This is a genomic window from Rhizobium hidalgonense, assembly GCF_002914525.1.
Lineage (GTDB): Bacteria > Pseudomonadota > Alphaproteobacteria > Rhizobiales > Rhizobiaceae > Rhizobium > Rhizobium hidalgonense.
This window is the reverse complement of the sequence record NZ_LODW01000139.1, coordinates 55,333-75,444: the sequence shown is the minus strand read 5'-3', so window position 1 is coordinate 75,444 and position 20,112 is coordinate 55,333. Positions and strand designations below refer to the sequence as shown.

General features: G+C 62.8%; 16 protein-coding genes. 11 read left to right on the top strand and 5 right to left on the bottom strand.

Features of this window, described 5'->3' with window-relative positions; genetic code table 11:
* Positions 1 to 15 precede the first annotated feature (15 nt).
* A complete protein-coding gene (locus tag ATY29_RS37255) occupies positions 16 to 672 on the top strand; it encodes a tail fiber domain-containing protein (protein WP_025418765.1) in 657 nt (218 codons plus the stop codon).
* A 15-nt stretch (positions 673 to 687) separates the two neighbouring features.
* Entirely contained in the window at positions 688 to 1,950 is a 1,263-nt protein-coding gene (locus tag ATY29_RS35405; protein ID WP_097534306.1) for a methyltransferase family protein, read from the top strand.
* A 273-nt stretch (positions 1,951 to 2,223) separates the two neighbouring features.
* On the opposite strand, the gene ATY29_RS35400 is transcribed toward ATY29_RS35405, so the two are convergent.
* Positions 2,224 to 3,828 carry an NHL repeat-containing protein gene (locus ATY29_RS35400; RefSeq protein ID WP_097534305.1) on the bottom strand — a complete coding sequence of 535 codons (1,605 nt, stop codon included), beginning with the start codon at positions 3,826 to 3,828 and terminating at the stop codon, positions 2,224 to 2,226.
* Positions 3,829 to 3,976: 148 nt separating this feature from the next.
* Here ATY29_RS35400 and ATY29_RS35395 point away from each other — a divergent pair, with 148 nt between their 5' ends.
* From ATY29_RS35395 to ATY29_RS35365, 7 genes are all read left to right on the top strand, one after another.
* Positions 3,977 to 4,567 (top strand): hypothetical protein, encoded by a 591-nt coding sequence (locus ATY29_RS35395; protein WP_003563614.1) that lies wholly within the window; start codon positions 3,977 to 3,979, stop codon positions 4,565 to 4,567.
* Between the two features lie 155 nt (positions 4,568 to 4,722).
* A complete protein-coding gene (locus ATY29_RS35390) occupies positions 4,723 to 5,094 on the top strand; it encodes a hypothetical protein (RefSeq protein WP_003563615.1) in 372 nt (123 codons plus the stop codon).
* 212 nt (positions 5,095 to 5,306) lie between these two features.
* Complete coding sequence (locus tag ATY29_RS35385; protein WP_097534304.1) at positions 5,307 to 7,253, top strand: DUF4384 domain-containing protein; 1,947 nt, start codon at positions 5,307 to 5,309, stop codon at positions 7,251 to 7,253.
* A gap of 24 nt (positions 7,254 to 7,277) precedes the next feature.
* Positions 7,278 to 8,894, top strand: a complete 1,617-nt coding sequence (locus tag ATY29_RS35380) for a caspase family protein (protein WP_097534303.1) — start codon at positions 7,278 to 7,280, stop codon at positions 8,892 to 8,894.
* On the top strand, positions 8,891 to 11,476 hold the full coding sequence (locus tag ATY29_RS35375) for a trypsin-like serine protease (RefSeq protein ID WP_097534302.1): 2,586 nt from the start codon (positions 8,891 to 8,893) through the stop codon (positions 11,474 to 11,476). Before ATY29_RS35380 ends, ATY29_RS35375 begins: the two co-directional genes overlap by 4 nt.
* A gap of 14 nt (positions 11,477 to 11,490) precedes the next feature.
* On the top strand, positions 11,491 to 12,660 hold the full coding sequence (locus tag ATY29_RS35370) for a serpin family protein (RefSeq protein ID WP_097534301.1): 1,170 nt from the start codon (positions 11,491 to 11,493) through the stop codon (positions 12,658 to 12,660).
* 40 nt (positions 12,661 to 12,700) lie between these two features.
* Positions 12,701 to 15,106, top strand: a complete 2,406-nt coding sequence (locus ATY29_RS35365) for a protein kinase domain-containing protein (RefSeq protein ID WP_097534300.1) — start codon at positions 12,701 to 12,703, stop codon at positions 15,104 to 15,106.
* A gap of 162 nt (positions 15,107 to 15,268) precedes the next feature.
* Here the strand turns inward: ATY29_RS35365 and ATY29_RS35360 are convergent, their stop codons facing one another.
* Positions 15,269 to 15,925 carry a TetR/AcrR family transcriptional regulator gene (locus ATY29_RS35360; protein ID WP_097534458.1) on the bottom strand — a complete coding sequence of 219 codons (657 nt, stop codon included), beginning with the start codon at positions 15,923 to 15,925 and terminating at the stop codon, positions 15,269 to 15,271.
* 91 nt (positions 15,926 to 16,016) lie between these two features.
* Here ATY29_RS35360 and ATY29_RS35355 point away from each other — a divergent pair, with 91 nt between their 5' ends.
* Positions 16,017 to 16,673, top strand: coding sequence for an O-methyltransferase (locus tag ATY29_RS35355; protein ID WP_097534457.1), 657 nt, complete (start codon positions 16,017 to 16,019; stop codon positions 16,671 to 16,673).
* A gap of 362 nt (positions 16,674 to 17,035) precedes the next feature.
* Here ATY29_RS35355 and ATY29_RS35350 read toward each other — a convergent pair whose 3' ends face one another.
* The gene (locus ATY29_RS35350) at positions 17,036 to 17,536 is read right to left on the bottom strand and encodes a GNAT family N-acetyltransferase (RefSeq protein ID WP_003563626.1); all 501 of its coding nucleotides are present in this window, start codon (positions 17,534 to 17,536) and stop codon (positions 17,036 to 17,038) included.
* A gap of 216 nt (positions 17,537 to 17,752) precedes the next feature.
* Here ATY29_RS35350 and ATY29_RS35345 point away from each other — a divergent pair, with 216 nt between their 5' ends.
* The gene (locus tag ATY29_RS35345) at positions 17,753 to 18,064 is read left to right on the top strand and encodes a DUF982 domain-containing protein (RefSeq protein ID WP_097534299.1); all 312 of its coding nucleotides are present in this window, start codon (positions 17,753 to 17,755) and stop codon (positions 18,062 to 18,064) included.
* Positions 18,065 to 18,139: 75 nt separating this feature from the next.
* On the opposite strand, the gene ATY29_RS35340 is transcribed toward ATY29_RS35345, so the two are convergent.
* Together ATY29_RS35340 and ATY29_RS35335 are read right to left on the bottom strand one after the other, a co-directional pair.
* Entirely contained in the window at positions 18,140 to 18,910 is a 771-nt protein-coding gene (locus tag ATY29_RS35340) for an NYN domain-containing protein (RefSeq protein WP_097534298.1), read from the bottom strand.
* Between the two features lie 217 nt (positions 18,911 to 19,127).
* Positions 19,128 to 19,769 (bottom strand): redoxin family protein, encoded by a 642-nt coding sequence (locus ATY29_RS35335; RefSeq protein WP_097534297.1) that lies wholly within the window; start codon positions 19,767 to 19,769, stop codon positions 19,128 to 19,130.
* Between the last annotated feature and the right edge of the window lie 343 nt (positions 19,770 to 20,112).

The window sequence follows — 20,112 nt, the reverse complement described above, 5'->3', positions numbered from 1 at the left end:
CTGGGGGCGCCTTACATGAACAGCAAACTCATCATTCGTGTTCTCATGTGCTCAACCTTCATCGCGGGCTCAGGCGCAATCCTGCAGAGTTGTATCTTCGACCCGGGCGCCAGGACGCTGTTTGCCAGCGAAGAGCCGACGGTCAACAACCAGCCGACGGTAAAACGAACGCCGGCCGTCAAAAAGGTAGCGGCAACGAGCAGTCAACCGGCTTTTGCCCGCTCTGATAATGGAGCCGGCGGGAACTCCGGCTCTAGCTCCGGTGGCATGGGCGGCTCCTCGGGCGGCATGGGCGGTTCTTCCAGCTCAAGCAGCTCATCAAGTTCCAGCAGTTCCTCTAGCTCCAGCGGCGGCACGTCCTGGTCGGATCGCCGCCTGAAGACCGAAATCCGCCGGCTTGGCACTTCGGCTGAGGGTATTCCAATCTATGCCTTCCGCTACATCTGGGGCGGGCCGATGTTCGTCGGCACCATGGCGCAGGACCTGCTGGCGATCAGACCTGATGCGGTCATCGCCACCGGATGGGGCTATTACATGGTCGATTATGACAAGCTCGATATTGCGATGATCTCTGTGCCAGATCTGTCACCGGTGACAGCTGAAGCAGCGTTGGCGCAAGCGGTGAAGGCGGCGCGGAAACGCTCTCCCGTCCCCGTCCAGCCGGCAATCTGATCGAGAGGCCGAGCCGTGCCGATATCGCAGGACAGGGATACCCTTGCCGGGGACCCCCTTGTTATTCAGGCTGCGACCCTTGTCGGCGCCCTGATCGGCATTGCGCTCTCGACCTATCTGCAGCTCGAGCCCGGCAAGGGGATGGCGCTTGCCGTTACCTGTCTTCTCCTGGTTTGGATCGCCGTCGACGGCACGCCGGCCGTTCGTCGCGCCTGGTCAGCGCGAGACAGGCGGCACGAGGCTCCCGCCGCTCGCTGGCGGCGCATCGGAACCAAGCTCGCCGGACTCGCTGCGCTTTTGGGCGCGGTCGTCATTGCCTGCTCCGTCTTTCCGTTTTTCACGCAGTCGCCGGCGGTCCAATGGTTCATCGAGGCCGGCCACACGACCATTCCTATCTCCATCACAGTTGCCGGCGCTACCATTCTCTACGTCGCAGTCACCGATCTCGTCGCCGAAGAACCCGACGATTATCTCCATCAGGTCGGGCGTGCGGTGCTGATGCAGGATTTTCGCGAAGAAGACGTACTGTTCGCACTGCGCCTGCTTATGATCAAATGCTTTTTCCTCGTGCTGATGTTTTCGGGCGGCATAGCGGCGCTTTCCGATCTTGCCGACAGGCCGGCCTGGGTCTTTCCTCCCCTTTCAGCAGCCTGGTTCGAAGGCTTGATGCGGCTTGCCATTCTTCTCGACGTCATCCTTGCAGCCGGCGGCTACATCGCTACCTTCAAGCTTTTCGCATGGCATGTCCGGGCGACGGAGACGACGGCGCTCGGCTGGCTCGTCTGCCTCATCTGCTACGAGCCATTCTTCCCGGCGATTTCACATGCTTTCCTGCCCTATGGCGACGGGCCGGGTTGGCAGAGCGTGATCCGGGAGGGTTCGGCCGTCTTCATTCTCTGGAGCGTCGCGACGCTGTCCTGCACGGTCGTCTACGTCTGGGCGACCGTTGCCTTCGGACCGCGTTTTTCCAACCTGACCCATCGCGGCATCATCACCTCGGGCCCCTACCGCTTCATCAAACATCCGGCCTATGTCGCGAAGAATATCTTCTGGTGGCTGTTTGCGGCCCCGAGCTTTGTCGCCAGCGGGTTTGCCGAAGGACTTGCGCGGGCCGGCATGCTGGCGATCGTCAGTCTCATCTACCTCATGCGCGCCCGCGCCGAAGAGCGCATGCTGAGCCGGGATCCCGCCTATCGGGATTATGTCGAGAGCATTGCCGCGCACGGGCTTTTGGCGATGGCGAAGCGTCGTCTGGCGCCGACGGCGCCACGCGTCTGAAGACCCACAGGATGTAGGCGAGGGTGAGTTTGGCGGAACAGCGTCCCCCACTCCGTCGTCCGCGGGCTTGACCCGAGGACCCATGCCGCGGCTGCTGGTGGGTGCCGCGTGGATGCTCGGCGCAAGGCCGAGCATGACGGAGGACGAGGTGGGCGGAAGTGGCAAATCTTAGCGTGGACACCCACGTCAGGACTGTGGTCCGCGTGCCTCAGACAGCGGCGGCCGCTATAATACTTTGAATGCAGCAGACAGCCGGCGCGAAGCTCCGGTCGATCAGCCATCCAGCCCCCTGAAGCGCACCGGCTGGTAGCCGCGCATCAGCAGGCTGCCGAGCGAATAGGTGTTGCGGCAGACGCGGCCCTTGCAGGCGTTCGGCGAGGCCTCCATCACCTCCACCTTGCGGTCGTCGGTGAAGCGCATGAACAGCAGGACATGCGAGCCCGGCTTGTTCAGCGCGTCGCCCGGCCGCAGCGACCAGGGGTCGGAGAGGCGCTTGGTGATGCCGGGAATGGCGCGCGTCGAGACATGCATCTTCAGGCCCCAGGCATCGCTGACGAAGCCGGAGCAGTCGACGCCGAGGATATTGGATTGCGGCGCGCTCTTGGTGCAGACATTGCCGGCGGTCTGGCCCTTTTCGACGCCGCCGATGAAATTCTCGAGCGGCGTCTTGCAGCCCCAGCAATAGGGAACGCCCTTGACCGTCTGTCCGCGCTTGCCGATCAGGTAGATCGGCCGGCGCAGCCGGTTCATGTTGAGGCAGCCGGGCCCGGGATCCCCGCCGTAGGCGGTTGACGTCACCAGCCAGTTCAGCGTCTCGAAGCCGATCGCCCGCTCGATGACATCGCTGCGCGACTTCGGCACGATCGCCACCTTCGGCGTCCTGCCGGGTTTTCCGGCAACCAGCGGCTTGGCGGGCCGCGCGACGGCAAGCTTTCGGCCAGGGTCGCGGCCGTCGAGCCGCAGCACCTGCGCCCGGCTTTCCTGCGATCTCAAATAGAGCACGTCGCCGCGCGGGCCGATCGCCACGAAGCGTCTGGAGAAAACCGTGCCGGGGTCGATCGGCAGATCGTAGACCCGGTCCATCGCCCCATTCGGCGTGAAGCGCACCACCAGCATGCCGGTGCGCTCCGGCCGGTCGGCCGGCACCAGTTCGACCAGCGCATAGGGGCGGCCCGTCGTGTCGATGTCGAGAAGTTCGACGGTGCCGATCCGCCCTTCCGAGGCGAGCTGCAGCGACAGGAAATTCTCCTCCGAGCTCTCGCGCCGCAGCAGGATCTCCGCCTTGTCGTTGGTAGCCGCGACTTCGGCGACGATATCGCCGAGCCCGCGGCTCGGCACATATTGGATGACCGGCGGGCGGGCGTCGGGCCGGCTGGTGCTGCGGCCGATCTCGTCGACGATGCTGTTCAGCGGCCCCGGCGGCACCGAGCCCATCGAGGCGAAGACCGAGCGGGTATAGTCGTCAGCATCGCCGCCATCGACGGCGCGAAGCGTCTGCGACCGGCCGTCGGCTTCGGTGGAACGCGCAAGCGGCACGACGCCATCCGACCAGAGGTAAAGTTCGTTATGAACGACGGCCAGATCCTCGGGCGCGGTATTGTCAGGCAGCGGCAGGATCTCGGGCTCGGCCTGCGAGCGTTCGGCGTCGACGGCAAGCACGCGGCCGTTGTTCTGGTCGAGAATATAGAGGGTGCCGTCGTCGCCGACGGTGATCGCCGCCGGGCCGGATGCCTCGACTTCCTCATTGGCGGAAATAATGCCGACCGAACGCCCGCCGTCGCCGCCGGGAAGCTCGATCATCACAGTGTCTTTGGCAAGAACCGGCGAAGCAACCGCAAGTGCCGCGGCAATCAGAACATGCGACGCTAAACCACGCATTGCCTCGACCCCCAAAAGACCGTCAAGTCTTTAAAATGGTAGGACAGATGTGGCTTGTCAGCAAGCTGTTGCTTTCCAAACGATTTGGAGATCGGCGCGGGGAATAGTACAAGAACATCGTCGCGAAGATTACTGGCAGGGAATGCTTATGCTGGAATGGAACGGTGACGAACTGGCGCTCGATATCAGCCTGCTGGAGCAGGTGCGCGCAGCCCGGATAGGCTTCTCCGATCGCGTCTGCGCGGCTTCGGCCAGCTCCGACGATAAGCATCTGGCGCAGTTGCGTTCCGAGCCGACCTATCTGATGGCCGAGTTCCTCTATTCAATGAAGGTGTTCGGCATCAGCACGGCTGCGGATATCGAGCGCTTCGCCGATCTGCACAATGATTACGTGGTGTCGCTGACCCGCGATCCGGCCAAGCTGCAGCGCCTCGGGCTGTCGCAGGATCGGGCGCTCGCCTCGATGTTTACCGCCGATACCAAGCCGCGGCTGATCCAGAACTGGGCGGAAAAATCGGGCGCCATCGACCAGTCCAATCTCGCCCGCTTCCTGGTTGCTGTCATGTCGAGCGAGACCTGCCGCAAGACGCTGATCGATTTCGAGACGGCGGGCTTCATGCAGCGCAAGCGCTCGCCCTACGGCACCATGGTTGTCTGGTCGACGGGCATGATCGAGGAGATCTTCGGCGAGATGCTGCGCGATCTCCGCCTCGGCCTGCAGCAATTGAAGATCCTCTGACGACAGCGCCTCCAATCCTCGCGCTAGCGCTCGCGGCCAGCCGATTTCGACCCTCCCAATCGATTGCCACCGAGCGCCGTTGCCATCTTTCCGGCCTCTGCCTATTGTTTCAGCGATTGCCGCGCAATAACGCCCCTAAGACGGATGTGACGACGATGACGAAATTCCGGCTCATAACCTTGTCGATCGGCCTTCTCACGGCGCTGCCCCAGCTCGGCCATGCCGGCCCGGCCGAGGATGCGCTGGCGGCGCGCAACCCCGCGCTTGCCGCCCTGCGCCAGCATGACGAAAAGGCCTTTGCCGCGGCAACTGCGATCATCGCCGATCATGAACGCGCCAAGGGGCTGACACCCGGCGAAACCAAGTTGCCGGACGCGACTTCGCCCGGCCGCGACATGGGCTCCGGCCCCGGCAAAGAATTCACATCAGACAATCCGGATATTCTCTGGCTCTACAATTCCTCGCCCGAGGGCATGAGCGACCTGATCTCGATTTTGAAATCAGCCGGGCAGAAACCCAAGAACTAACCACGACTTCGAAGTCAAAAGGATTGCATCGGACGGCGGATATTGCCGAACCAGAGTCATGCGCAGGTCTTTTCCGGGACGGTTTCTTCCAGGCTCCAAATAATTTGTAACCCTCCCTCAAGCAAGACGGGCAAAGCCATCCCAATTTCGCCGGTCAGTGCTATTCTCATCTTCGACACAGTGTGAGATTGTTCGAAAGAGGAGGTTTTCCAATGCCGAACCGCAAAGCCATCCTAGCCGCAGCCACCTTTCTTTCGTTCTTTGCGGTGGTTCCCGCCGTCGAGGCGCAGAACGAACGCACACTGACCGAAGCCCCGGCCCAGACCGGCCCCGTCAGCATCACCTTCGATCGCGCCGAGGCCAAATACGCCATCGGCGAAGTCGTCGGCCTCTTCATTCAGTCGAGCGAGAATGCCTATGTCACGGTACTGAACGTGTCGCCGAACGGTTCTGTCGTCAAACTTTTCCCGAACAAATACCAGACCGATGCCCTCGTCGGCGCCGGCAAACGCGTGCAGGTTCCGGATCCGGCCAGCGGCGCCCGGCTGCAGGTCTCCGGCCCTGTGGGTCAGGAGCAGATCAAGGTCTTCTATTCCTCCAAGCCGCTCAATATCTTCGCCGATCTCGGCGGCAGTGGCAGCGGCATGTTCCGCTCGATCGACGGCGGCATGGATGCCGTCTCCCGCAGCCTCGAGGAAGCCCGCAGCCTCGGCACCAAGATCAGCAGCAAGACACTGATGCTGACGACGGTCGACAGCCCGGCGGCCCTGCCGCCCGTCACAACCCCGCCGGTTGCAGCCGCCCCCGCGGCAAAACCGGTCGAACAGGCTGCAAAGCCGCCGAAACCGGCCGCCGCTCCGAAGCCGAAGCCGGTGATCAAACAGGAGGTCGCCAAGAAACCGGAGCCGGTGATCGAAAAGCCGAAAAAAGTCGCGCCAAAGCCTGTGGAGCAGGCGACGACGCAGCCGCCGAAGAAATACAAGATCGTCACCAATCTGGCCCCCGGCCAGGAGCTTGCCGCCGACGAGTTGCAACTGATCGGCCCGGCCGACACCACATCATCCACCCGCCCCAGCCAATATAAACAACCGAGCCAGTATAAGCAGCCGGCCCAGTCATCCCAGACCAAGATGCCGAAGATGCCGATGCCGCAGCTCAAGATGCCGCAATTCAAGCTTCCCGGCGGTTTCAGCATCAAGATGCCGCAGCTCAACCTCGGCCGTTCGGCAGAGCCCGGCCAGGCCGGCGAAGGCGAACAGATCGAGGTGGCGAATGCCGATACGCCTGCCTGCACCGCCCTTCTCGACAAGCTGAACACGGCCGTCGCCGCCAAGGATATCAATGCCGCCGCAACCGAGGCCGATGCGATCGCCGTCAGCGCCGAATGCGGCCAGTTCCAGGTGAATGCCCAGCGTCGGGTCGCCGCGCTCCGGCTCTCCGCCGCCCAGGAGATGATGGCCGCCAACCAGCCGGTTGCCGATTACGAGCCGCTGCTGGTCGCCGCAGACAGTCCGCAGGTGCTCTGGCAGGCTTCCGCCACACTCGGCGAGATCTATTTCTCCGCCCGCCGCTTTGCCGATGCTGCCGCCGATTACCAGCAGGCGATCGAGATCATCAAGAACGAGACCCGCACGCCGAAAGCGCCGCCGGCCGATACCATCTCCGATCTCATCCAGCGCGCCGCCCAGGCCCGCATCCTTGCCGCCAACCCTTCGAGCGACAATCCGCAGGGCAGCTTCGTGCCGGCCGAGAAGGATCACCGCAGCGGCGTGCTCGGCGGCATCTATTCGGAAAATGTCCGCGGCATCGTGCCGGTTTCCATTCCGGTGCCGATCACTTTCGATTTCGACAAGTCGAGTTTCACCTCGATCGGCACCGAAGCCGCTGAGGAGCTGCTGGAGGCGCTCAAGGAGCAGAAGCCCGGCCGCGTCATCCTCGTCGGCCACACCGACCGGCGCGGCGGCGACGACTATAACCAGAAACTCTCCGAGCGCCGCGCCCAGGCCGTCGCCGATTTCCTGAAGAGCCACGGCATCGACGCCACGATAGACGCCGAAGGCCGCGGCGCCTCCGAGCCGGTGGACGTCACCGCAACCGCAAACCTCACCGAAGACGATGTCGATGCGCTGAACCGCCGCGTCGAATGGCGTCGCGAATAGCTGGGGCGAGGGGGGAGCTCGGCCATGTCCACATCCGTTTCCATGGCCGCAGCTTTTGCCTTCCTCACCCTGGCGGCCACCACTAGCCTGGCAAGGACGATCGAAGCGCCCGAGCGCGGCGCCGTCCGGGCGGTGCTGATCGGCATCGATCTCTATCGCGACGTCCCGCCGCTGCACGGCGCTGTTGCCGATGCCGAAGACCTTTCGCTGTCGCTTCGTTCGGTCGGCGTCGAGGACATGACGCTGCTGAAGAATGGCGCTGCCGACCGCGAGGGCATCTTCCACGCGATCGAAGCCGTCACCGAACGGGCAGGGGCCGGCGATCTCGTCGTGCTCGGCATTGCCGGCCACGGCTCGAGCGAGCCGGAGCGCGTCAAGGGCTCGAAGCCGAGCGGCCGCGACGAGGTCTATGTGCTGGCCGGTTTCGATACCCGGCTACCGGGATCGCGCGAGCGCATCTTTGGCGACGAATTCAAGGTGCTGATCCGCAATCTCGAGGCCAAGGGCGCCGATGTGTTGTTCATCGCCGATACCTGCCATGCCGGCGGCATGACCCGCGAGGTCGATCCGCGCGGCGCCGAGATCAGCTGGCGCCAGGCGCCGTCCTATACGATCGAGGAGGACGATCTCGCGCCGATTTCGACCACCGCGGATGCGCTCTCCACCGGCTTCGATTTCAAGCGGCTGACCTTTCTCGCCGCCGTCGACGACAACACCAAATCGCCCGAAATATCCATTCCCGGCATCCCGCAGAAACGCGGCGCCCTGAGTTATGCCACCGCCCGCGCCTTCGAAGGGGCGGCCGACCGCAATGGCGACGGCACTGTGACCCGCCGCGAACTCTTCGAATATGTCCGCCAGTCGGTCTATCAGTTCACCGACCAGCGGCAGAACATCTTCACCGAAAGCCCGCCGGGAACCGATCTCGACCGCGCTATCGTCTATGATTATGGCGGCGCCGGCACGCCGGCGGCAGCAGCGAAATCAACCACTCCGCCGCCGGCCGAACCGGCGCCGATCGGTATCGCCGCCCTCGGCGCCGAGCCGGTGCTGCAGAGCATCGAGCCGGCCGTCACGCCGTTCAAGCTGACGGATGGCGCCAATGCCGAACTGGTCTTCGATCCGGAAAAGCACGAGGCGATTGCCGGCGGCGATGTCGTCGCCTCCGGCATCGGTGCCGGCGACATGCCCTTCGTCGTCGACCGGATGGCCGCCCTCGACACGCTGAAGCGGTTATCCGAAGTTAATCCACAGACCGTGCGCGTCACGCCGTCCGACACCGTCCATCGCGAGGGCGAACGGGTCGGCGTCGCGATCTCCGATCTATCGGGCCGCAAGCTGGTGCTTTTCGACGTCACCGGCGATGGAACCGTGCAGTTCCTCTATCCCGGTGAGAAAGACGTCGATGCCGGGATGTCTCAGAATTTCGATCTCGATCTCTCCGTCGTTGCCCCCTTCGGCACCGACCTGCTCGTCGCCGTCAGCTCTGAAAGCCCGATGCCCCAGCTTGTGGAGTTCCTGAAGCAGAACGACCGGCGCCGCACCGCCGGCAATATAGCCAGGCGCCTTGGCGACGTCCTGCCCAAGGCCGCCCGCGTCGGATTTACCGTCCTCTATACCTCCGCCGGAGCCAAGCTATGAGCGCGTCGATCAGCAGGGTCCTCACTATTGCGTCCGTCATGCTGCTTCTGGCCGCGCCGGTGTTGGCGCAGCAGGATACCGATTTCGCCGGCGAGGATGGCGGGCGTGTCATCGGCGGCCAGGCGGCGAAGAAGGGCGAATGGCCCTGGCAGGTCAAGATCCTGGCGCCCGATCCCGAACAGCGCGGCCGCTTCGGCGGCCATTGCGGCGGCTCGCTGATTGCGCCGCGCTGGATCCTGACCGCCGCCCACTGCGTCACCAGCGGCCGCTCCGGCAAGCAGGATCTGTTCGCCCGCGATCTCTTGATCGTCGAGGGCAAGTCGAAGATCGACAAGGTCATCGCGGTCGACGGGCCCGACAAACCCGGCCTTGCTGTCGAAGACGTTGTCATTCACGAGGATTTCGACCGCAAGGTCTTCGCCAACGACATCGCCCTGATCAAGCTTGCCGAACCGGCCGTCTCCAGACCGGCAATTCTCGCCTCAGCCTCAGACGACGAGGTCGAAAGCGCCGGCCACAAGGCCGTCGTCACCGGCTGGGGCTACACCAAGGCCGACCACGGCTGGGACGACAAATACCTGCCGACCGAGCTGCAGGAGGTCGAGCTGCCGATCGTCCCGCGCGAGGATTGCCGTGCTGCCTATCGCGACAGCTCGATGCGGATGAACCCGATCGACGAGCGCAATGTCTGCGCCGGTTATGCCGAAGGCGGCAAGGATGCCTGCCAGGGCGACAGCGGCGGACCGCTGGTCGCCCAGCGCCCGGACAAGCGCTGGATCCAGCTCGGCATCGTCAGCTGGGGTGCGGGCTGCGCCGAGGCCGAACATTACGGCGTCTATACCCGTGTGGCCGCCTTCCGCGACTGGATCGCCGCCAAGACCGACGGTGACGTGCCAAATGTGGAAGGGCCTGCCGCCGGCGATCAGGTCGCGTCGACCACCACCAGTGAGGGAACGAAGCAGAGGAAGTCCGGGCAGGAAGAGGCCAACCTCGCCATCACCTCGCCGACAGGTGAGACCTCGCCGACAGGTGAGACCTCGCCGACAGGTGAGGCCTCGCCGACCGGTGAGACCTCGCCCAACGGCAACACCCCGCCCGCTGGCGCAACCGAAACGCCGAACCCCGACGTGCCGGCCGCAGATACTCCGGCCGACAATCAGCCCGCCGTCCAGCCGGCACCCGTTCAAATCCCCACGATGCAAAGCTCCCCTGGCGACCGCGCGTTGCTGATCGGCATCGACGATTACGACATGCGCGAGGCGAAGCTGACCGGCTCCGCCAGCGACGTGAAGGCTATGCAGGTCTTCCTCGCCAAGACGCTCGCCTATCGTCCGGAACAGATCCACACGCTGACCAACCGCAAGGCGAGCCGCGAGGCGATCCTTGCCGAGATCGACGACTGGCTGGTGCGCCAGTCGACGCCGGGCAGCCGGGTCTTCCTCTATTTCAGCGGCCAGGGTTCGGAGGAAATGGGCGCCGAGGCGACGACGAGCCCGACGCTGGTGGCAGTCGATGCCAAGCTGACACGCGAAGGCGGCAAGGTAACGGTCACCAACCAGATCCGCGAAACCGAGATCGCCGCCCGGCTGAACAGCCTCAAGGACCGCCGCGTGACGCTGCTGATCGACGCCTGCCACGTGGGCCCCGGCAGCCGCAGCGCAGTGGCAGCCCCCGCGGGCACCGTGCGTTGCCTCGGCCCGGCGCTGGCAGCGCTCGAACCGCCGAACAAATCGGGGAAGGAAGCGAAGTTTTCCTTCGGCGGCGAAAACGCCATGGTCTGGTCGGCCGTCAACGCAGGCCAATGGGCGCTCGTCGACCGCGAGGCCAAGGCGCCGGTCGGCGTCTTCACCCGCAACTTCATCGAAGGCGTGCAGGATGGCGTGGCGCGTGCCGCTGATAAGCCGAATGTTAGCAACGCCGCCCTGCTCGATTATGTCCGGCGCAAATCGGACGAATATTGCCGGACGCATGCCGCGGACTGCCGCTTCACGCCGGTGCCGCAATTTTACGGCCAGCCGGATGCGCTCGGCCGCGACGTCATCACCGGCGAGGAGGCAAAGACGCCGGTTGCCGCCGTCGAGAATACGCTGAAAAGCGATAACGACGCCGGTGTCGCCGTCGACATGCTGCCCGGCACCTCGGTCAGCATCGGCGACAAGGTGGCGATGCGCGTCTCCACCAAAAAATCCGGTTACCTGATCCTGGTCGATATCGACGCGTCGGGCAAGCTGACCCAGCTTTACCCGAACAAACGCTCGATGGGCCTGAAGCCGACGGCCAAAAGCGGCGACAACCGGCTCGATCCGGCAAGGCCCGTGGTCGTGCCGGATGCCCGCAACCCCTATATCGGCTTCGAATATCAGGTGGAGGGGCCGGCCGGCGTCGGCATGGTCGTCGCCATCCTCAGCGACAAGCCGATCGAGGTGCTCGACCTGCCGGATGTGCCGACTCCGCTCGTCGGCCAGCGCGCCGCCTTCAACTATGTCTACGATCTCGCCCGAAGCCTCAGGATCGTCGGCGACGACGAGAACGGCGCCCAGGGCAAATGGTCGTTCGATTCCAAATTTTATCGCATCCGCTAAAAGAGGAGGGAACCATGCCGAAATCCACTCTGCTGGCGGGTTTTGCCGCTTTTCTGATGACGCTTGCGCCTGCTCATGCCGGAGACGGTAAGACGATGCTTGCCGCCCAGGCGGGGCTTGCCGTCGAACTGCTCGACCGCACCCTGGCGATGGAAAAGGCGGCCAATATCATGGTATCGCCGGCAAGTCTTGCCGCCGCCCTCGGCTTGGCAGGCCTCGGCGCTTCGGATCAGGGCAAGGCGGCGATCGCCAAAAGTCTGGGTTTCCAAGAGCCGAAGGGACCGGCGACGGTGCTTGACGCCATGGTTCCGGAGAAGCCGGCAGCGTCGGATGCACCTTTGGCGACGGCGGTCGCGATCGTCTTCGACGACCGGCTGGTGCTTGTCCCCGGCGCACTTCCCATGCTCGCCACCCATCACGTCAAACCGACGATCGAGGATCTCGACGGACCGGCATCGGTCGCGCATATCAACGGCTGGGTCAAGGACGCCACAAGAGGCGCCATTCCGTCGATCCTCGACGCTCCCCCCGGCGGCGGTTTCGTCAGCCTCGCCGCGCTGTCCTTCAAGGCGCGCTGGAAGACTTCCTTCGACAGGGAAAGCCCAGCCGCCGCCTTTCAGCGGCCGGACGGTTCGACGATTTCGGTGCCGATGATGCATCTTGCCGGCGACGGGCAAAAATTCCGTTTCGATGAAAAATTCGCCGCCGTCGACCTTGCCTATACAGGCGAGAGCTACAGCATGGTCGTGGTGACGGCGCGCTCAGCCAAGGGCGTCGGCGGCGCCGACCTGAAGGCGCTCACCTCCTGGCTGCAGGGGGAAAAATTCGAAGCCGCCAAGGGCGAAATCTTCTTGCCCCGCTTTTCCCTGAACGACGGGCGTGATTTGATGCCGGTCCTGAATGCGATCGGCCTGGCGCCGGAGCAGGCAAAGGTTGGAGCCTTTCCGGGTTTCACCAAGGAAAACATCCGCTTGTCGCGCGTCCTGCAGAAGACCATGATCAAGGTTGACGAAAACGGCACGGAGGCGGCGGCAGCCACGGCAGCGATCACCGAACGCAGCATCGATCCGAAACTCGTTCGCGTCGTCGCCAATGCCCGTTTTGCCTTCGCACTCAGGGATACAAGGACCGGCCTGCTGCTCGCCGCAGGCCTGATCGGCGATCCGCTTCTGGCCGGCGAATAGGAATTCGGTTTCATGGAAAGTTATGCAGGGGGACACGTGCATGAGAAGTGATCTGATCGCCCGCTACACGATCGGCGAGCCGGTCTATGAGAACGAGTTCATCGTCTATCCCGCTCAGGACAAGCGGATGGACCATGCGGTCTTCATTGTCGCCCCCGATGTGGCGTTGAAACTCGACAAGGCGCGGTTCGAGCGGGTCTGGACCTCGATCAATGAAGCCAAGTCCCTGACCGCACGGCGCTTCGTCGAAATCGAGGACCTCATCCCGCCCTCGCCGGAAGACGATAATTTCTACATCGTCGAGAAGCGGCCATCGAAGACGCTGCGCCAGTATCTCGACGAAACCGAAATGGTGGCCTATGAGCGCGCCGCCGAGATCGGCCGCCACATCCTCGAAGGCCTGGCGACGCTGCACGGCGCCGGTTACGCCCACAATGCCCTGACGGACCAGTGCATCTATGTCTCCGAGGATTATTCCGGCCTGTCGGTCCGGATCGGCAACCTGCACCTGATCTCGAAGATCGGCGAACACATCATCCCGCCTTATGTGCCGGAATTCGGGGCGCCGGAGATCTATGCCAGCGGCACCTTCTCCGCTTCACCGGCCCTCGATATCTATGCCATGGGCATGATCGCCTACAAGCTTTTCCTGCCGCGCCAGACCTATGCCAGCGTCTTCGACAGCGTCATGGTCTGGGAAGACGAGCACCAGCGCGAGCAGAGCTGGAAGAACATCCATCTCGATCCTTCCAATGTCTTTCCCCGCCTCGACGTGCTGATCCCCGGTTTTCCCGAGGGCCTTGCAAGCCTTGTGGAAAGGATGCTGAGCCGCGACCCGGCGGGGCGCCCGCGCACCGGCGCCGATGCACTCGGCGAATACACACGGGTAACGACAGGCATCCAGCCGATGGCGTGGGATCCGCGCGGCGGCATGCAGCAGCAGCCGGAGGCGGCAAAACCGAAAAAGTGGACGCCTGTCAAAATCTCCATGATCGCAGCACTGCTGCTGATCTGCGTCGGCGTCGGTGTGGTCACCATCCCCAAGCTGCTGCGCCCGGATCCGAAACTCGTCGCCGATGTCGGCACCTGGAAGAAGGAAGCCGAAAGCCGCAAACAGAAGGCGATCGCCGCCAAGGCGCCGGAGCGCCCGCCCAGTGACCAGGCCAAACTTTCCTATGACACGGGTGCTGCGGCGCTGACGTCGGCCGATGCCCTGCTCAAGGACGAAGATTACGACAAGGCGCTTCCGGGCTACCAGACCGCCGCCATCAATCTTGGCAATGCACTGATCGCCATATCAAAGGAGGGCGCCGAGAAGGCGAAATCAGCCGCTTCAGCTGCCGGCGGTGACAAGGCGCCGGCTTTTGCCGAGGCCGACGTCAAGATGAAGGCCGCCGCCGACGGTGCTAGCGCCAAGCAGATGCACGCCGCCGTCGACAATTACGACGCCGCGAAAACCGCTTACGACGATCTCGCCAAGGCGCTGACCGCGCTGACGGCGGCCGAAAAGGACGCGACGGCCAAACGCGAAACCGTCAATCGCATCGGCGCCGGCGACAGCCCCGATGTCGCCAAGGCGAGCGGATTGATGACCGAGGCCAAGGCCAAGGCCGAGCAATGGCAGCTTCCCGTCGCGACCTCGGGCTATGGCGACGCCGCCAAACTGTTCGACGCTCTCATCGCCGATGTCATGGCGGCGAAGGACGAGGCCACCGCGCTGAAGCAGAAAGTCACCGATCTCAACGCCTCGATCGCCACTCGCGCCGGGGCCGCCGATCCGACGCTTGCCGCCCTCGCACCGAAGATCGGCGAGGCCGACGGGCGCTACAGCGCCGAGGCCTACAAGCTCGCGGTATCAGCCTACCAGCCGATCCTTGCCGATCTCGAGGCGCTGTCGGCGCGCGGCTTCTGCCCGGTCTCGCCGACCCTTGCCTTCGAGACCGTGCCTGCGGGCAGTTATTCGCTGGATAATGTCCGGCTGATGACCGCCTCGATGAAGGAGCTCGGCGGCATGCTCGGCGTTGCCAATGGCGCCGTGAAGATCGACAAGTCCTTCTGCATGCAGACCAAGGCCGTCACCCGCGCCGAAATGGCGCAATATTACACCGCCAATTCCGATCCCGCCGCCGCCCAGGCCTATGCCGACAGCCCTGAGCAGCCCGCCGACGACGTGCCGCTCGCCGTCGCGCAGAACTATACCGCCTGGCTGTCGAAACAGCTGAACGCCCCCGTCCACCTGCCGTCGGCGACGGAATGGATGGCCAGTGCCACGAAGATCGCCACGGAAAAACTGCCCGACAATGGCGACATCATCCTGCAATGGAGCGCCACCCCCTGCGAAGCCGGCGGCAACGTCGCTTTCATGGCGCAAGAGGGCTCCACCTTCGTCGTCTGCTCGGATGCCTCGGCCGGCGGGATTTTTCGGGTTACTGCGGAGTTGCGGTGAGGAAGCCGCAGCGCGCCGCTGACTATGCGCCAAGAGCGGGCGAGTGCTGATGAAGACTGACACGGCAAGATCTTACACATTGCCGGGAGATCGCATGCGATATCCAGATCAGCGGCACCCCATGGGGGAAGCGGCTGCATCGCTGCCCTTTGATACCACATATCAATACTCTTCACGGTTGTAATCGGGCTGGTTCACCAGGCTCTGCAGGTACGCGCAAAACATCTGCGCCATGGCCGCCGAGAAAGTGGTGATCTCCTCCTCCGTCCTCGGCGTTGCCGAGAAATCCTGGCCGACCGTGCTCAGCGTCGTCATGATCAAGTCACAGGCGACATTGCGAACCGGGTTCGATGCTGCAGGCAGCACCTCGCGCATGAATTCCTCCATGACCGGCTCGGTCGCGCGCTTTGCGGCTTCCGCCTCGGGAGCGTCGCGGTAGAGTGGCGCGGCATCGCTGAGCGCGATCCGAACCGATGCCTCCTCGCATTCCGAGCGCAGGAACGCATGGACCAGCAATCGAAGCCTTTCGAATGGAGGCTTCGTCCGATCGCTAAGGATTTCCGCCAGCATATCGGTCGTCTGCTGCCATTCCTCGCTTTGCAGCCGGAACAAGATCGACGCCTTGTTGGGAAAGTACTGGTAGAGCGAACCGACGCTGACGCCGGCCCGTTCGGCCACGCGCGCCGTGGTGAAGCGATGCGCTCCTTCTTCCGCTAAAACGCGAACAGCCGCCTGAAGGATCGCGCCGACGAGGTCGTTTGAGCGTTCCTGCTTCGGCGACTTTCTTGAAGAAATCCGGGGGCTTGTAACCTTGCTCATCTCGACGATCCGCAATGCGATTAGCGAATGCGACGAATTATTCGTATTTTCCATGGCGACGCAAGAGACATTGCCAACAAGGATTTCGACGATGACAACACTGACAAACGCACCGCTCGCACCGCTGCTCGCTCGCCTCTTCGAAGAGGCCGCCTCGGCAACAAGCCCGGCTCTCTCAAGCATGTCCGGCGAGGAACGGCTGCGCCTTGTGACAAGCAAGACCGAATATCTCGACCTCTACACCAGCCTGAAGGACCTCTGGCTGCCCGTGTCTCGCGAGGCGGGCAATCTTCTCTATATGCTGGCGCGCAGCAGGCGGGCACAAGACATTGTCGAGTTCGGCACGTCGTTCGGCATATCGACGCTTCATCTCGCCGCCGCGCTCCGCGACAACGGCGGCGGCCGGCTGATCACCACGGAATTCGAGCCTTCGAAAGTGGCGCGGGCACGGCGGCATTTGACCGAAGGCGGCCTGATCGACCTCGTCGAAATGCGCGAAGGCGACGCCTTGAGAACCCTTGCCGCCGATCTCCCGGAGACCATCGACCTTGTGCTGCTCGATGGCGCAAAAGCGCTCTACCCTGAAATTCTCGCCTTGCTCGAGCCGCGCCTTCGCCCAGGTGCACTCGTCATCGCCGACAATGCCGACGATTGCCCGGAATATCTCGAACACGTCCGCTCTCCGGCGAACGGCTATATCTCCACACCGTTCGCTGGGGATATCGAACTTTCCATGCGTGCCAGCTGACACGCTGGCCTGGCGTGCCGGTGCGTGGCCGCTCTGCGTCACTGTCTTTACAGGCAGCGTCGCCGATCGGCCCGCCGGCGATCGTGCCGGCCGCCACCACTCCAGAACACTACCTGGTAGACCTGCGCGTCCCAGGTGTTCACCGCAATTTTTTGCAGCGCGATCGGCAGCGGGCAGGGCGGTGTCCATAACCGCCGCGATGGCATCAACGCGCGTGAGCCGGCGGCAACGTCGCCTTCATGGCGCAAGAGGACTCGACCTTCGTCGTCTGCTCCGATGCCTCGGCCGGCTGGATTTTTCGAGCTCGTGCTGAGTTGCGGTGAGGGAGCGATCGGACTGCGCTGGCCTTGCTCCGTGAATCTTTAATCTAGCCCGGAAAGGCTTTCGCCGCGGGCAAACGCCGCCAGCGTCTCTCCCGCCATGCGATAGCGGATCCATTCCTTCTGCGGCGCCGCGCCGATCGCCTCATAGATGCGGATCGAAGGTTCGTTCCAGTCGAGCACGCTCCATTCAAAGCGGCCGCAGCTCTTCTCCAGCGCGATCTGCGCCAGGCGCCGCAGCAGCGCCTTGCCGGCGCCTGAGCCGCGCGCCTCCGGCGTGACGTAGAGATCTTCCAGATAAAGGCCGTTCTTCGCTTGCCAGGTGGAATAGCTGAAGAAATAGACCGCCATGCCGATCGCCTGGCCGTCGCGTTCGCAGATCAGCGCATGCGTGACGGAATCGTCGCCGAAAATCGCCGCACGCGTGCTCTCCTCGGTCGCCTCGACCTCGTCGATCGCCTTTTCATAATCGGCCAATTCGCGGACGAACCGCAGGATCGTTGCCGCGTCCGAAGGCGTTGCGGGGCGTATGGTAAGGGTCATATGAGAGGCTCCCGATCTGGCGCTTGGCGCTCCAGATGAAAGATCCGTTCCGGCCTGTCAACCGTATGAAGTCCAGGACGCGTCTGTCGGAGGGGTCTTTCGGCAGCCTCGCGTTCAAGCAGTGTCGTTAAAATAAATTTCAATTCCCAATTACAAAATACGCGTATATATTGCAGATGGGGATTGCGTTCTCCGTTCCTTGAGGGGTCGAGGACAATGTGCTGGAATACGTCGTCTGCATTCACGCCGGTCGGCCTTTCTTTGGGCAGTCCGGCATCTCATAGGATCGTACGAACGCTGGGTGACGCCGCGTATCTGCTGCTCAACGACTGGCCTTTCGATGACGGCGAGGAATATGTCGCCGCCGTAAAAGCCTGCGTCGACGCCATCAGCGGCAAAATCACACCGCAGCAGTTCCAGCAAGCGCTTTTGCGCGCGGCCGATGAGGCGGGTATTGCCGCTCTCACCGTCGTCCAGCAGGGAGCTGGTGAGCGGTGGCCGGACCTGCCTTCGAGCGCGCAAGGATAGTCCTTATTTCAAAAGTCGCATTGAATTGCGCAGAATTGAACCAGTGATAGGATGTCAGGTGGCTTCTGCGTGCCGCTAAGCCTTCTTGAGGCGAACTAGAATTGTTTTCGGGTTGTCAGGTGCTCGCTCGACATCGACGATACCGGAAGACTTCACGAGATCGCTTAACCTGGGGAAGCCGTAGTTGCGTGCATCAAAGTCGGGCGCTTGCTTCGCCAGATGTGCGCCGACCTGAGCCAGATTGGCTCGGCCGTCTTCATCGGCAGTTGCGACAATCGCTTTGGTCAGCATGTCGCGTGCCGCTTTATTCAAGCCCCCCTTTTTAGGCGTCGCCTTCGCGGCGGCAGGTTTGGCCTGAGCTGGGTTTTGGGCCGGGGCCGCCGCTTCTTCCGCCTGCGCAGCCTGAGCATTGAGCACGTCGAAATAGACGAACTTGTCACAGGCAGTGATGAAGGGGCGAGGAGTCTTTCGCTCACCGAACCCATAGACGGTAACACCTTGTTCCCGGATTCTCGCCGCCAGCCGCGCAAAATCGCTGTCGCTGGAGATAATGCAGAATCCAGAGAAACGACCCGTATACAACAAGTCCATGGCGTCGATGATCATTGCGCCATCGGTCGCGTTCTTTCCGGTCGTATAGGCGAATTGCTGAATTGGCTGGATGGAATGTTCGAGCAGGCATTCCTTCCAGCCCTTGAGGTTGGGGCCGGTCCAGTCACCGTAGATGCGTTTGACGCTAGCCGTTCCGTAGGTGGCAATCTCAGGCATGAGGCCAACGACGATCTTTGACGAAACGTTATCGCCATCGATAAGCAACGCTAAGGTTCCGGAATTTTCTATTGCCATTTACTCCCTCCAAAAATCCAGGAAATACTATACGTTGCGCAGACTATACTGCAACTACGACTATGTGCGAACATGACATTGATAAGGGATTACGGGAACGGTCGAACGCATTAGCTCTCAGGTACGGCTTCTCAGTTCCTTACCTGATGGTGAAGTGAACCGGCGACTGCCGATCGAGCCTCCACTCGACGGTGGTCGTCGAGCGATTTTTTCGCCGTCAATGTGCGACCTGGGAAGCGACCGACATCAATTCCTGCGAATTCGGTGCCTTGTATGTTTGGAACCCAGGCTCCAGAACTTCAGTGAAGCTCCAGCGTACAATGCCCTCCCGGTCGATGAGGAACTGACCGACAAGCTGCCCATGGTCGGCAGTCATCATCTGCTGGTCGGCTTCCGTAACTTGATATCCTTCCTTCTCGTTGAGAAATTCGTCCATGTCCATCACGCTCATGGGCTCGGGCAACTCGCCCGGAAGATCGATCCGTATCGCCATGGCGGCGTCGATCCCGATCTCGGGTAAGCCGAAGGCTTGGTGCGAAGCCCGTACCGGGTCGGAAGCAGCAAGAAGATCGGGTATCGGATGGTAACGGAAATAGAGCCGCGCGCGTTCGACCGGGGTGTTGACCACCGCCAGGGATTGGACGCCTTTCTCACGCAGCATCGGGTTGAGATAGGCCATGGCCGCGACATGGCGCCGGCAGAACGGGCAATGCAGGCCTCGAAACAAGCCGATCAGCAATGGGCTGCGGCCACGGAAATCATCAAGGGCGATCTTGCCCTCGCAGGAGATCGCATCAAACACAACGTTCGGAACCCGGTCGCCGGGTTGCAGCGGATGGTCGACTGAGGGCGTGGACATGGACAACCTCCTCGCTCGGGGATCGGTCGAGCAAAGGCGCCACGTTAAGGCTTCGAGGTCGAGATTGAGCGTTGCAGGGCCTGACCTCTCGTCTTACCGCACCGCCAGGATCCGACCTAAGAATGGCCCCACATTGGCCCGCGGGCAAGCGATAAACCGCGAATCGTGAATGGAAAAGGCCCGTTTTCTGCCAATTCTGATTTTTGAGCGGCTATAGAGGCCGACACTGGGAGCACGCCAACAACCCTTGCGGCCTTGGCAGCTATGCGCCCGATTACCGCCATTGACCAAGGAGACAATCGGCTCAGCAAGCCGTTATAGTTGATCCCGGTACGACCTTCTG

Bases quoted from the DNA above. Each gene is read 5' to 3' on its own strand.
- ATY29_RS35375 (WP_097534302.1), top strand. From the start codon at position 8,891: ATGAGCGCGTCGATCAGCAGGGTCCTCACTATTGCGTCCGTCATGCTG.
- ATY29_RS35335 (WP_097534297.1), bottom strand. From the start codon at position 19,769: ATGTCCACGCCCTCAGTCGACCATCCGCTGCAACCCGGCGACCGGGTT.
- ATY29_RS35360 (WP_097534458.1), bottom strand. From the start codon at position 15,925: ATGAGCAAGGTTACAAGCCCCCGGATTTCTTCAAGAAAGTCGCCGAAG.
- ATY29_RS35400 (WP_097534305.1), bottom strand. From the start codon at position 3,828: ATGCGTGGTTTAGCGTCGCATGTTCTGATTGCCGCGGCACTTGCGGTT.
- ATY29_RS35380 (WP_097534303.1), top strand. From the start codon at position 7,278: ATGTCCACATCCGTTTCCATGGCCGCAGCTTTTGCCTTCCTCACCCTG.
- ATY29_RS35370 (WP_097534301.1), top strand. From the start codon at position 11,491: ATGCCGAAATCCACTCTGCTGGCGGGTTTTGCCGCTTTTCTGATGACG.
- ATY29_RS35395 (WP_003563614.1), top strand. From the start codon at position 3,977: ATGCTGGAATGGAACGGTGACGAACTGGCGCTCGATATCAGCCTGCTG.
- ATY29_RS35390 (WP_003563615.1), top strand. From the start codon at position 4,723: ATGACGAAATTCCGGCTCATAACCTTGTCGATCGGCCTTCTCACGGCG.
- ATY29_RS35345 (WP_097534299.1), top strand. From the start codon at position 17,753: ATGTGCTGGAATACGTCGTCTGCATTCACGCCGGTCGGCCTTTCTTTG.
- ATY29_RS35365 (WP_097534300.1), top strand. From the start codon at position 12,701: ATGAGAAGTGATCTGATCGCCCGCTACACGATCGGCGAGCCGGTCTAT.
- ATY29_RS35355 (WP_097534457.1), top strand. From the start codon at position 16,017: ATGACAACACTGACAAACGCACCGCTCGCACCGCTGCTCGCTCGCCTC.
- ATY29_RS35385 (WP_097534304.1), top strand. From the start codon at position 5,307: ATGCCGAACCGCAAAGCCATCCTAGCCGCAGCCACCTTTCTTTCGTTC.
- ATY29_RS35350 (WP_003563626.1), bottom strand. From the start codon at position 17,536: ATGACCCTTACCATACGCCCCGCAACGCCTTCGGACGCGGCAACGATC.
- ATY29_RS37255 (WP_025418765.1), top strand. From the start codon at position 16: ATGAACAGCAAACTCATCATTCGTGTTCTCATGTGCTCAACCTTCATC.
- ATY29_RS35340 (WP_097534298.1), bottom strand. From the start codon at position 18,910: ATGGCAATAGAAAATTCCGGAACCTTAGCGTTGCTTATCGATGGCGAT.